Raw genomic sequence first — 12,606 nt, 5'->3', positions numbered from 1 at the left:
GGGTGGTCAATACGGGCTGAATTCAATCTGTATACTTACTGAATTCATGATCGGGCCGCAAACCGTTGCGTTTACTGCCCTGGCGCCTGTTGCCCGAGATGACAGGGGGTGATGAACTCGTCGTGATTGGGTATCACCTTGTCGTCAATAGAACAGCGCGCGCGCCTGGGTTTCAGCGTACGGTGGCGTAGCCGCGCAAGCGTCATGCAAAAGCAGTGCGTTCGCTTCGCCACGCGCAGGTCGATAACCAAGCGACGCTGTAGTCAATGCCGTAGACTCATGCCGAATACACTCACATCACTGTCTATAGACGTCTTGTCTAACAACATCCTATAGTCATTATTCAAACCGTAGACACCCTCATGACCCAGAAGAAGTTCTCCATGAATGCGTCCAAGACCCCGGATGTGCCTGTCGATCGCAAAAGCGTGCTGAGCGAGGCCTTGCGCCGTCGCATCCTCAACATGGAGCTGGCGCCCGGCGCTGTGGTCGACGAGATCGCGCTGGGTAACGAGTTCGGCCTGTCCCGCCCTCCCGTCCGAGAGTTGTTGCGCCAGATTGCCGCCGAGGGATACATCGAGCTGGAAACCAACCGCGCGCCGCGTGTCGCCGCGATGAACCATGACTCGCTGCGCAGCTTCTTTCTGGCTGCACCACTGATCTACATCGCGACCACGCAGCTGGCAGCCCTGCATGCCAGCCCGGCGGAAATCGAAGTGCTCAGGCAGATTCAGCATCAATTTCGTCAAGCCATCGAGGACAAGGACGTCGAAAACCGCGTCATCCTCAACGATGCATTCCACCTGGAAATCGGCAAGATGGCGCACAACGAATACTTGATGCCAAGCCTGCGCCGCTTGCTGATCGATCACGCACGGCTAGGCCGTATCTTCTACCGCCATCCCACGACCGACGATATGCAACGCGACCTGGAGCTGGCCTGCGACCAGCACGATCAGATGATCGAGGCGATCGAGCGACGGGACCCGCAGGCAGCGACCGAAGTGGTTCAGGCACACTGGGAACTCTCCCGGCGTCGCATGGCCGAGTACACCGCCCCCCGTGGCGTCGAGGTCGCGCTGGCGTATTGACTGGACTGAGGACGCATCTGGGCGCGGCGCGCCCACGATCGCTTGTGGGACGAGTTGGCCAGTGCACAAAAAACCACTGCCCCCTAGAGGGCAGTGGCCAGTTGCGTGCCGAACTCCGTCAGAACAGCGACGCGACTGCTCGCCTCACGAAGCGTTGATCCAGATGGTCTTCAACTCCGTGTATTGATCGTGGGCCCAGATGGACTTGTCGCGTCCCCCGAAGCCCGATTCCTTGTAGCCACCGAACGGCGTGCTCACATCCCCCTCACCGAAGCAGTTGACCGTGACCACACCGGCGCGGATTTCCCGCGACAGGCGCAGCGCATTGCGCAGGCTGCCGGTGTAGGCCGAAGCGGCCAGACCGTAGACGGTGTCGTTGGCCAGCTCGATGGCCTCGTCGAGGGTCTCGAAGCTGGTCACGCTCAGCACCGGGCCGAAAATCTCCTCGACGAACAGCTTGTCGTCGCGGGTCACGCCATCGACGATGGTCGGTTGCACGCGCAGCCCGTCTTCGGTCTGGCCGCCCTGCACGACGTTGAGCTTGTGCTCGGCGGCGTAGTCCAGGTACGACTTGACCTTCTCGAAATGCGCCTTGCTGACCATCGCCCCCAGGCGGTTGTCCGGGTCCAGCGGGTCGCCCAGCTTCCAGTCCTTCAGGTGCTTGGCGATCAGGCCGAGCAGCTCGTCCTTGACGTCCTTGTGCACGATCAGGCGTGAGGAGGCCGAGCAGTTCTCGCCCATGTTCCAGAACGCACCGGCGGTGACGAATTCGGCCACCTCATTCAGGTCCTCGCAGTCGTTCATGACCACGGCCGGATTCTTGCCACCGAGTTCCAGCACAATGCGCTTGAGGTTGGACTCGGCGGCGTATTTCAGGAACAGCCGGCCGGTGTCGGTGGAGCCGGTGAAGCTCACCATCGGGATGTCCATGTGGCGGCCGATGGCCTCGCCCACTTCACGACCACCGCCAGGCACCAGGTTGAACACGCCAGGCGGGATGCCCGCCTCATGGGCCAGCTCGACCACGCGCAGGGCGCTGAGGGTGGTTTCCTTGGCCGGCTTGACCACGATCGAGCAACCGGCGGCCAGCGACGGGGCGATCTTCCAGGCCAACATCAGCAGCGGGAAGTTCCACGGCAGCACCAGGCCGACCACGCCGATGGCTTCGCGTACCACCATGGTCACGGCCGCGTTGCCGGTCGGGGCGGTGGCGTCGTAGATCTTGTCGATCAGCTCGGCGTGCCAGCGAATGGTGTGGATGGTTTCCGGCACGTCGACGTTCTGGCACTCGCTGACCGGCTTACCGCTGTCCAGCGCTTCGAGCACGGCCAGTTCGTGGGCGTTGTCTTCGAGCAGCTGGGCGAATTTCTGCAGCACGTGCTTGCGATCGTTGGGCTGCATCTTCGACCAGGTGCCCTGCTCGAACACGCGCTTGGCGGCGGCCACGGCCAAGTCGACGTCTTGAGCGTCGCACGCGGCGACTTCAGCCAGCTGCTTACCGGTAGCCGGATTGGTGGTGACGAAGGTGCGGCCCGAGATGGCATCGCGGAATTCACCGTCGATGAACGCCTGGGTGCGCAGTTGCAGGTTGGCGGCGATGGCCGCGTACTGGTCCTTGCTGAGCAATTCGGTCATGTCGGGGCCTCCTCAGTTGATGGCGGCGATGGTGGCTTTGAGTTCGCTGACAACGCCCTGCAACGCTTCTTTCTCCGCAGCGTCCAGCTCGGACAGCGGCTTGCGCACGCCCCCGGTGCTCAGGCCGTTGAGCGAGACGCCGTACTTGATCGACTGGACGAACTTGCCACCTTCGAGGAAGTCCATCAGCGGCATCATCGCCGCCATGATCTTGCGACCCTTGTCGAAGTTCTTCTCGACCACGCACGCCTCGTACAGGGCCACGTGCTCGCGCGGGATGAAGTTGGAACCGGCACACACCCAGCTCTTGGCGCCCCAGGCGAAGAACTCCAGGGCCTGGTCGTCCCAGCCGCACGACAGCTGGATGTTCGGACGTTTGATGGCCAGGCGGTGCAGCTGGGCCATGTCACCGGAGCTTTCCTTGATGGCGACGATGTTCTTCACATCGGCCACGGCATCGAAGAATTCCTCGCCCATGCTCACGCTCATGCGGCCTGGGTAGTTGTAGAGCATGATCGGCAGGCCGGCAGCAGCGTCGACCGCCTTGACGTGCAGGGCGATTTCCTGCTGGGTCGGCAGTGCGTACGGCGGGGTGCCGACCAGCAGCGCGTCGGCCTTTATGTCCTTGGCGTGCTGGGCGAAGGCCACGGCGTCTTCGGTGCGAATACCGCCGGTGCCGACGATCAATGGCAGGCGGCCATTGAGCACGTCCTTGGCCTGGGCGGCCAGTTCGGTGCGCTCCTGGGCGGTATGGGCGTAGTACTCGCCGGTGGAGCCGCCGATGATGATGCCGTGGACCTTGGACTCGACCAGGTAGTCGAGCACTTCGGCGAACGCGGCTTTGTCGATCGAGCCGTCTGCGGCGAGGGGGGTGACGGCGGGGGTGTAGATGCCTTCGAATTTCACGGTAGATCTCCAGTAAGTCGTTGGGGTGGAACCGCGCCGTACGCACGCCGCGGCGGAGTGTGGATCAAGCGAGTGAGGCGGCTTGCTGCAGGTTCATCGAACGCGTCTCCGGGGCCAGCGCATAGGACACGGCAAGACCGATGAACGTGACTGCAGCGGCGGCATACATCGTGGCGCTGATGCCGTAGCGATCAAGGGCAATGGGTACCAGCCAGGTGCCGACGGCCGCTGCAATGCGCGAAAGCGAGGTGCCCACACCGACGGCACCCGCTCGAATCTCGGTGGGAAACAGCTCGTTGGGGTAAACCAATTGCAGCACCTGGGCGCCGCCGATGAACAAGGCGTAGGCACCGAACAACAGCAGAATCAACGTTTGCGAACTGGTGCCACAGGCGCCCAGCCCCAGCAGGGCCAGGCCTGACCACAGGAAGCTGTGCAGCAGGGTCGTCCGTCGTCCCAGGGTGTTGAGCAATCGGGTCGCCGTCAGGCAGCCGACCACGAACAGACTGGTGATCGCCACCGAGCCGATCGAGGCCCAATCACCTTTGAGATTGAGCGCACCCAGAACCTTGGGTGCGAAGGCGTATACGGCGAACACCGGTATCACCGAACAGGTCCAGAACACGATCACGAACAACATGCGCTTGCCGTAACCCGAGTGCAGCAGGCTGAAGAACGACAGGGCGCGGGTCTTGGGCTCTTCAGGCAGGTTGCGCAGCGAGAAGCCGTCGCCGTACACCCCCTTGATGATGTCCTCAGCTTCGCCGGATCGGCCTTTGCTGAGCAGCCAGCGTGGTGACTCCGGGGTGCCCACGCGCAAGGCGAGCAACAGAGCGCCTACCACCGCAGCGCTGGCCAATACCAGACGCCAACCCTCCTCGCCTCCGACGTGCAGGATCGCCTCGCCGACCATGTAGGCGCTGGCGGCGCCGGCGAACCAGAGCACCGTCAGCATCGCCAGGCGCGGGCCGCGGCTGTTCTTGGGCAGGAACTCGACCAGCAGCGACGTGGCAACGGGATATTCGATGCCCACGGCGATGCCAATGGCGAAACGCAAGAGAAAGAGTCCGACGGCGGTCTCCACCCAGAACTGCGCCACGGATGCCAGGATGAACAAGACCGGACCGATGAAGAACACACGCTTGCGGCCAAAACGGTCAGTGAGCCAGCCGCCGCAGAAGCCGCCGAAGAAGATGCCGATCAAGGCCGAAGCCGCGATCATGCCCTGCCAGAAACTGCTGAGCCCAAGGCCGGCGGACATCTGCGTCATGGCGACCCCGATGATGCTCAGCACATAGCCGTCCACGAAGGAGCCACCCCCGCACCGCAGGGTCAGCACCTGGTGGAACCGACTGATGGGCACGTCTTCGATCGTAACGCTTGCGTTCGTCATTGTTTTCTCCTGCTACCCTACGGCGCAGCTCCCTCGGCGGACATGCCGCGGGCCGACCGCAGTGTTCAAAGCGGTGTGTCACTGAAGGTGTCGCGCTGCACTGCCCACCGGGCACCTGCTGCAGCGCTGCGTAGGATCAACTCTCCTTGCCGGCCCGGTACTGGCCCCATTTCAGGTTCATGTTGAGCCCCAGCGACATGATCGGGGCTGGGGGGTTGGCGCTAGGGCCAGGGGTCTTGCGCACGAAGTCGATGAGCTCGTTGCTCTCGCCCGCCAGCCAGTCAGCCAGCAGCTTGCCGGTAGCCGTCCCGCGGGTCACACCCAGGCCGTTGCAGCACAGGGCGCCGTAGACGTTCTTTGATAGTTCGCCGAAAAAGCCCATGTGGTTGCGGGACATGGCCAACGCACCACCCCAGGTGTACTCGAACGGCAGGTCTGGCAGCATCGGGAACCGTCGTGCATAGGCGTCGCGGTGTCGGGCTTCGAAGCGCTGCAGGTATTTGGCGTTGGCACGGCCGTCCGGGTTGAAGCTGAAACTGTTGCGGATGAGCAGACGGTTGTCCGGAGTACGCCGCACCGTGGTGCCGAACGGGTCGGCCGGGATCACGCCCCAGTAGGGCTTGCCGCGCAGGCGCGCCTGCTCCTGCTCGGTCATGGGGCGGGTCAGGCTGGCATAGGTGAACACCGGCAGCATGCGCCCTTTGAGGAAGCCGAAGCTCATGCCGAAAGCGTTGGTGGTGAGCACCAGCTTGTCGGCGGTGATGGACCCATTGGGGTGTTTCAGCACGGTCTTGGTGCCGTACTCCACTTCGGTGATGGGCGTGTGTTCATACAACGTGACGTTGGCCGGCAGATTGTCCGCCAGGCCTTTGACCAATGCAGAGGGTTGCACCAGCGAGGTGCCGGGCGTGAACAGCGCCTTGCGGTAGAAGTGCGTGCCGATGTGTTCGGGCAACGCCTCGGCATCGATCATCTGGTAGGGCTGCTCGAGCTTGTCCAGACCGCGGCGGTAGGCTTCGAGCACCGCAATGCCACGGGGCTCGACAGCAGCCTGATACTTGCCACAATGCTTCATCTGGCAATCGATGCCATAGCGCTCCACCAGCTCCTTGAGCAGGGTCTGGCCACTGATGTTCAGCTTGAGCGTGGAGCGGGCGATGCCAATGTCGCCGATGTAGTCTTCCGCCCCGATATCGTGAGGCAGATCGATGGCGAAGCCTGCGTTGCGACCCGAAGAGCCGTAGCCGACCTCTTGAGCCTCCAGCAGCACGATCTGATCGTCAGGGAAATGCAGGGCCAGCTGTCGAGCAGCGGCCAGACCGGTGAATCCGGCGCCGACGATGACCCAGCGCGCCTGAGAGTGACCGCTGTGAGCGGGCTTGATCTGCCGGCCCTTGCTCAGGTGGTACCAACCGCATGTCGAATCGTCGGCGGGCAACGAAGTTATTTTTGTCATTGCAGGAACCCGATGTTGAGAGTGTGTGCTCGTTCCCGGTGGTGACGCAGCACCCGGGATGAACGCGCGCGGAATTGATGAGCCGTTAAACCGCCCCCGTGGCAGTGAATATCCTGGGTAATGCGAATGTGGCCAGTCGATGGCGTGATCGCTCGAAGTACTCGCGCATGAGCACACCGGCAGCTTCAGCATCGCGCCGTTCAAGGGCGCCAATCATCGATTCGTAGTGCTCGTACGCCAGGCGGCGCCCGACCTGCGCGTCATCGGCGCCAGGGTTCGCATCTGCCAGACTGCTCAACCGGGCGTGATCGATCAGCAAGCGGCGCAGGCTCGGAAGCAGGTAATCGTTATGCGCCATGTAGCCGATTTGCAGATGAAACGCGTTGTTCAGCATGAGGTGACGCGCCGCGTCCCGCTGCTCGGTCGCCCTGTTCAAGTCGCGGTGGATGGCCTTGAGTCTGTGCAGCCCATCGGGCAGCGCCTGGCTCGCCGCCAGCTGGATGCTGGCGGTGTAGATCAATGGGGCGGCTTGAAAGAAACCCAGGAACGCGCCTTGGTCCATGAAGGCTGCACGCGGCGGCTTGTTGGCTTCCAGCTCGATGTAGCCTTCGGTCGCCAGTTGCCTGAGCAACTCGCGCACTGGCGAGCGCGATAAGCCGAACGCCTCGCACAAGGCAACTTCGTCGATGCACGCGCCAGGCGCCAAGTGCATAAGCAGGACGCGCTGACGAAGTGTCTCTGCGAGAGCCTGTTTGCGATTGCTCGGAAACGAGCCTGATAGCGGCTGAAGTTCGCTGAACGCATTCATCGCTTGTTTCTTTATTGTCATGGGACTGTGTCTACAGTTTGTATACTGAATATATGCACTGTTAGACAGTGTGTCTACAGAATTTTCATCGCTCTATGCCCTATGCATAATCACTTTTGACCAGCGCATCCAGATACGACGGTTACATGTCTATATACGACTCTAGCTACCTGGACGGCGGCAACTTATCCCAGTCCATTGGGGGATTCTTATTGCTTGTCTTTGGTCGGTGACACGGGGCCTGCGAGGCCAGTCGTAGCACTCGAATGCAGCCGCGTCACTCGGCTGCAGGAGGCCGACCCGGCTACAGGAGCGGCTCGGCGCTGTACTGCCTGCGCCCTTCTCTCGCCCCACCTTCATTCGGGTGCTGGACACTAGGGTCACGGTGACGCTGGTGCAGCCGGCCGGACAGATGGGCGGGCACCACGCCCAGTGTCGACGACGCGGCGGTCGAGAGCGGCCTGGGCATGGCCATCTGCTCGGCCAAGGAAAAATGCCTGGATTGCGTGAGGGGCTGTAGCGAGAGCCGAGATGAAGTGCAGACCGCGCAGGCGTGCTGAGCCTGCGCGGTCTGGCTACTGCCTAAACGGCTGGTGCCACCGGCGGTCGAGCGCCAAGTGGTTGCCGGCGGCTGTGATAGACGCCGATCAGCAGCACACTCAGGGCCAAGCCCAGAGTGAGCGACACTTCAAGGCGGTGTTCCGGCATGACGAACATCACCCCGAGCGCGAACACGATGAAACCAATGACGGCGTAGGTCAGCCATGGGAACAGCCACATCCTGAAGGCGATCACCTGCCCCTGCCGCTCCAGCGTCGCGCGCATGCGCAGCTGGGAGAAGGCGATGGCAAGGTACACCAGCAGCGCGATCGAACCCGAACTGGCCAACAGGAAGCCGAACACGTGGGCCGGCGCGAAGTAGTTGACGACGGTCGCCAGCATGCCGATCAGGGTACTGCCGATGACCGCAGCCCGCGGCACACCCGCCGTTGACGTGCGACCGGTGAGTGCAGGAGCATCACCGCGCCTGGCCAGCGAGAACAGCATGCGCGAGGCGATGTAGATCGACGAGTTGAGGCAGCTGGCCACGGCCACCAGCACCACCACGTCCACCAGCACCTTCGCATAGGGCACGCTCATCAGCTCCAGGGCCCGCTGGTAGGAGCCATGCAACGGCAGCAGCGGATCATTCCACGGCACGACCGAGATGATCACGAAGATCGACAGCAGGTAGAACACGCTGATGCGCCAGATGACCGAGCGCGTGGCACGGGCGATGTTGCGGGCAGGGTCAGCGGACTCGGATGCCGCGATGGTCACGGCCTCCGTACCCAGGTAACTGAACATGGTGGTCAGCAGCGCACCGATGATGGCGGTCCAGCCATTGGGCATGAAGCCGCCGTGCAGGCTGAGCAACTGAGCCAACCCACTGACCTCCCGACCCGGCAACCCACCCGCCAGGGCGAATGCGCCCAGACCGATGAAGCCGATGATGGCAATGACTTTGAGCAGGGCGAACCAGAACTCGAATTCGCCGTACTTGGCCACGCTGAACAGGTTGGTGGCCGTCAGCAACAGCGTGATCGACAGGGCGAAGCACCAGGGTTCGATATGGGGCAGCCAATTGTTCAGGACTACACCAGCGGCGATGGCCTCGATGGGGATGACCAGGACCCAGAACCACCAGTAGAGCCAGCCGATGGTGAAACCGGCCCAGCGGCCGATGGCGCGGTCGGCATAGGTGGAGAACGAGCCCGTGTCAGGGCTGGCGACTGCCATTTCGCCCAGCATGCGCATCACCAGCACCACCAGTGCTCCGGCAAGTGCGTAGGCCACGATCGCCGCCGGGCCCGCCGAAGCGATGGCATGCCCTGAACCCACGAACAACCCCGCGCCGATGACCCCTGCGATGGACAGCATGGTCACGTGCCGCGGTTTGAATCCCGCTGCCAATTGGCCGCTGGATACTCCAGACGTCGTCATAGTTCTGATCCCTTCTTGTGCTTTTGTTAGGGGTGTCGCGCAACAAACGGCACGCGCGCCGCACCACCTTAAAAGAGCTCGTCCGGGGACCAGTTGCCTGAGCGAGCCACTGGCTGCGCTCAGGCGGACATCGGGATCAGTGCGGCGTGGGCTTGCGCCGCGCGCCCAATACCGTGGCCAGGATCACCAGCGCCGCGCCGGCGGCCATGCGCAGCGAAGGCGCCTCATCGAACATCCACCACGCGCCGAGAATGGCGTACACCGGTTCCAGTGCGATGATCATGCCTGCCGTACGTGCTTGCAGGCCGTCCAGGCTCTTGACGAACAGGAACTGCGACAGCCCGGTGCAGAACACCCCGAGCAGCGCCAGGCTGACCCAGTCCTCGGCACGCAAACCTGACTCCGGCAGATGACTGAACACGAACGGCGTCATCAGCAAGGCCACCACGACGTTCTGCCAGAATGCGACCTGAAGCGCCTTCATGCCTTTGGTATGGCGGCGGTTGACCACGGCCAGCAAGGCGAACGACAGGCCCGAGCCCACACCCCATAGCAACCCGACAGTGCCTTCGTCGAGCAGGTCGAACGACGGCACGACCAGCACCAATCCTGCGGTCACCATCAGCAGCAACAGGCCCTCGCTGCGGCCGATGCGCTCACGGAAGCCAATCATGTCGATCAAGGCGATGAACGCGGGAAAGCTGGCGAAACCGAGCGTCGCCACGGCGACGCCGCCGACTTTGACGGCCACGAAGAAGGTGACCCAGTGTGCCGCGAGCAGGGTGCCGGTGAGGCCGAGGATAGGTACGTTGCGCCACGTCAGCGCATCGAGCAGGCGGGTGCCCTTCAGGCCTGCGACGAAGCCCAGCGCAATGAAGGCGAAGGTCGCCCGGCCAAAGGTGATGACACTGGCGTCTGCCAGGATCAGCGCACCCAGGATGCCGGTGAGCCCGAACAGAACGGCGGCGACGTGCGCCGAGAGCAGTGCATTGCGGTGCCCGCTGGCCAGGCCAGCGGTGGAAACGGAGGTAGCGATCATGGCAGTCGTCTCAATAAGGGCGCGAACGCGGCCCGCGCGGTCTCGGCGCGGCGTTGGGTGTGATTGGAAAATTTATAGTTATGGGTGCTACCGGGAACCGGTGCGGGGCGCTGCAGCGTTGGAATTATGAGACGAGGCTGCTTACTCGTAGGCGGTGCGACGGCCCACCCTCAGCGCTGGGTGGGCCGTTGCGCGGATTATGCCGTGTCGAACGTGACGCCTGTCGCCTTGGGAGGACATGTCGTTGTCGAATGTAGACACGCACTTTCGAACCGTCAGACGTGACAAGGCCGCGCGAGCGCGGCCTTGTCGATGTTGTCGGAAGCTGAAGGACGTGGGCGCCGATCAGCGTTCGAGCGAAGCGGCTGCCTCCAGGCTCATGCCACGAGTCTCGGGGGCCAACCATACCGACACCACCAGCCCTGCCAGGGAAATCAGGGCGGCGATGAGCATGGTGCTGCCAATGCCGAGGCTGTGCAGCGAAAACGGCACCAGCCAGGTTCCGGCTGCCGAGCCGATGCGCGACAGAGAAGACCCCAACCCGACGGCGAACGCACGTACCTCAGTGGGGAACAGTTCATTGGGATAGACCAGTTCCAGGACCTGCGCACCTCCGATGAACAGGGCGTAGGCACCGAACAATACCAGTACCAGCACCTCGGAACCGTCGGAGAACACCCCGAGCCCCAGAAGCGCCAGGGTGGACCAGAGGAAGCTGTGGATGATCAGCGGTCGCCGGCCCAGGGTATCGATCAAGCGGGTGGCGACGACGCAGCCCACCACGAACAGCAGCGTGATCAGGATCGAACCGTACGACGCCCACTGACCGTTGAGGTGCAGGGCTTGCAGCACCACGGGGGCGAACGAGTAGACGGCGAACATCGGCACCACCGCCGCACTCCAGAACACGCCGACGAAGAGCATCCGGCCGCCGTAACCCGAGCGCAGGAAGTCGCGAAGCCTGACCTTATGCTCGGCGACCTGCTCGGGCATGTTGGCCAGCGAGAAGGAAGGACCGTAGACACGCTTGATCACCTGCTCGGCTTCTCCCAGGCGGCCTTTGCTGACCAGCCAGCGCGGAGACTCTGGAGTACCCAGGCGCAGGATGAACAGCACGGCACCCAGCACAGCTGCGCTCGCCAGCACCCAGCGCCAGGCATCGTCACCTGCTTCGGCCAGAATCAGGTTGCCGACGATGTAGGAAAGCGCGGCGCCTGCGAACCACAGAATGGTCAGGCCCGCCAGACGACGACCGCGATGTTTCTGCGGCAGGAACTCGGTGAGCAGGGACCCCGCCACGGGATATTCGAGCCCGACCCCCATGCCGACCAGGAATCGAAGGACGAAGAGCATGGCGCCCGACTCGACCCAGAACGTGCCGACGGAACCCACGACGAACAGGATGGGGCCAACGAAGAACAGGCGTTGACGGCCCAGCTTGTCCGTCAGCCAGCCGCCCAGGAAAGCGCTGAAGAAAGTCCCGAGCATGGCTGCGGCTGCGACCATGCCCTGGGCGAAGGCGTCCAACTTCAAGTAATCGGAGAACTGGACGATCACCACGCCAATGATGCTGAGAATGTAACCGTCCAGCAGCCAACCACCACCGGCACGCACGTTCATGAGTGTGTGGAAGTTGTTCAGGGGTACATCTTCTATTGAAACAGTCTGAGTGGTCACGACCACAGTTCCTCTTTGCGTTATTTATTGTTGTTGCTAAAGACGGTGATACCAACAGCGACATTTGCACTGGCTACGGATCGGAAAACTCCGACCCTCGCACTTCAACAGTCAGCCCAATCTGCAAAGGACTCTTTAATCGACACCGCCGCACAGGTGCCTGACACCTGCCCGAGAACGTGCGACAAAATGACTGAAGACATTGTGTCTATCTTATGTATTACGACGTACCGGAGGATAAGCCAAGATCGAAATGGCGGTCAACCGTCCGAGCATTCGAGATCGGGCGGACTCGATGCTGGCTTGGGGCAGCTGATCGAGCGGGGGATTCAGGCGAGTTCACGCCCGCCAGGAGGGGGCCATGGGCGACGGATTGACGCACCCATGAGCCAATTATACTATGTGTATACACAAAGTATTAATCATTTGGTTAGGCGTGGCTTGGAGTGGTGAGACGGCTGAGGCTCACAACTCGAGCCCGCCTGCGCGCAATCCGCAGCATCGACTCCCCCAACGAAACAGGATCCCCAAGCAATGGCAGTGTCACGAAGAAATGTCCTCATCGGCGCCGGTATCGGAGCAGGCGTCATCGCAGCCGGAGGAGCAACGGCCTTGCTT

9 protein-coding genes are annotated in these 12,606 nt (G+C 62.6%); 1 reads left to right on the top strand and 8 read right to left on the bottom strand.

The genetic code is table 11. From position 1 onward, the window contains the following. Window positions 1-383: 383 nt before the first annotated feature. Entirely contained in the window at window positions 384-1,091 is a 708-nt protein-coding gene (locus tag IAE34_RS06380) for a GntR family transcriptional regulator (RefSeq protein ID WP_200138172.1), read from the top strand. 144 nt (window positions 1,092-1,235) lie between these two features. Here the strand turns inward: IAE34_RS06380 and IAE34_RS06375 are convergent, their stop codons facing one another. The 8 genes from IAE34_RS06375 to IAE34_RS06340 all read right to left on the bottom strand — a co-directional run bounded on the left by IAE34_RS06375 (window position 1,236) and on the right by IAE34_RS06340 (window position 11,988). Continuing rightward, entirely contained in the window at window positions 1,236-2,726 is a 1,491-nt protein-coding gene (locus IAE34_RS06375; protein ID WP_200138026.1) for an aldehyde dehydrogenase, read from the bottom strand. Between the two features lie 12 nt (window positions 2,727-2,738). Further along, the gene (locus tag IAE34_RS06370) at window positions 2,739-3,632 is read right to left on the bottom strand and encodes a dihydrodipicolinate synthase family protein (RefSeq protein ID WP_200138025.1); all 894 of its coding nucleotides are present in this window, start codon (window positions 3,630-3,632) and stop codon (window positions 2,739-2,741) included. A gap of 64 nt (window positions 3,633-3,696) precedes the next feature. Further along, window positions 3,697-5,025, bottom strand: a complete 1,329-nt coding sequence (locus tag IAE34_RS06365) for an MFS transporter (RefSeq protein WP_200138024.1) — start codon at window positions 5,023-5,025, stop codon at window positions 3,697-3,699. 136 nt (window positions 5,026-5,161) lie between these two features. Further along, window positions 5,162-6,481 carry an NAD(P)/FAD-dependent oxidoreductase gene (locus IAE34_RS06360; RefSeq protein ID WP_200138023.1) on the bottom strand — a complete coding sequence of 440 codons (1,320 nt, stop codon included), beginning with the start codon at window positions 6,479-6,481 and terminating at the stop codon, window positions 5,162-5,164. Between the two features lie 85 nt (window positions 6,482-6,566). Beyond that, entirely contained in the window at window positions 6,567-7,289 is a 723-nt protein-coding gene (locus IAE34_RS06355) for a GntR family transcriptional regulator (protein WP_233630974.1), read from the bottom strand. A gap of 582 nt (window positions 7,290-7,871) precedes the next feature. Beyond that, window positions 7,872-9,272 (bottom strand): GABA permease, encoded by a 1,401-nt coding sequence (gene gabP / locus IAE34_RS06350; protein WP_200138021.1) that lies wholly within the window; start codon window positions 9,270-9,272, stop codon window positions 7,872-7,874. Window positions 9,273-9,408: 136 nt separating this feature from the next. After that, window positions 9,409-10,311, bottom strand: a complete 903-nt coding sequence (locus tag IAE34_RS06345; protein ID WP_200138020.1) for a DMT family transporter — start codon at window positions 10,309-10,311, stop codon at window positions 9,409-9,411. 345 nt (window positions 10,312-10,656) lie between these two features. Next, complete coding sequence (locus IAE34_RS06340; RefSeq protein WP_200138019.1) at window positions 10,657-11,988, bottom strand: MFS transporter; 1,332 nt, start codon at window positions 11,986-11,988, stop codon at window positions 10,657-10,659. Between the last annotated feature and the right edge of the window lie 618 nt (window positions 11,989-12,606).

This window comes from Pseudomonas sp. S30, from assembly GCF_016518545.1.
Classification (GTDB): Bacteria; Pseudomonadota; Gammaproteobacteria; order Pseudomonadales; family Pseudomonadaceae; genus Aquipseudomonas.
This window is presented reverse-complemented; position numbering and strand designations above follow the sequence as displayed.